The organism is Gemella haemolysans, assembly GCF_028308085.1.
Lineage (GTDB): Bacteria > Bacillota > Bacilli > Staphylococcales > Gemellaceae > Gemella > Gemella haemolysans_D.
The window spans coordinates 1-428 of the sequence record NZ_JAQMFS010000018.1; the positions used below are offsets into that span (position 1 = coordinate 1).

General features: G+C 40.2%; 2 tRNA genes and 1 rRNA gene. All 3 read right to left on the bottom strand.

The window, feature by feature from the left end:
- Positions 1-100: 100 nt before the first annotated feature.
- Positions 101-176, bottom strand: a tRNA-Ala gene (locus PNO30_RS00900).
- Positions 177-208: 32 nt separating this feature from the next.
- Positions 209-285, bottom strand: a tRNA-Ile gene (locus PNO30_RS00905).
- 75 nt (positions 286-360) lie between these two features.
- Positions 361-428: ribosomal RNA gene (locus PNO30_RS00910) — 16S ribosomal RNA — on the bottom strand; the annotation flags it as partial.

Consider the following 428-nt stretch of genomic DNA (forward strand, 5'->3'; position numbering starts at 1 on the left):
TTACAACTTACTTACTTTTTTCTCGGTTTTGTAAATCTGTTTTTAATTTATAGAAAATTATTTTTGATCTAATATATATATTCAGTTTTCATTGTTCAAATGGTGGAGCCTAGCGGGATCGAACCGCTGACCTCCTGCGTGCAAAGCAGGCGCTCTCCCAGCTGAGCTAAGGCCCCAAGTTTATTGAATTGTATTTAATAAGAATAAATGGTGGGCCTAAATGGACTTGAACCATCGACCTCACGCTTATCAGGCGTGCGCTCTAACCAGCTGAGCTATAGGCCCCTATTAAATTATTCTTTTGAGTATTACTTGAACACTCAAAACTAAACGAATTATCAACGTATTCCTTATCCTTAGAAAGGAGGTGATCCAGCCGCACCTTCCGATACGGCTACCTTGTTACGACTTCACCCCAATCATCTGTC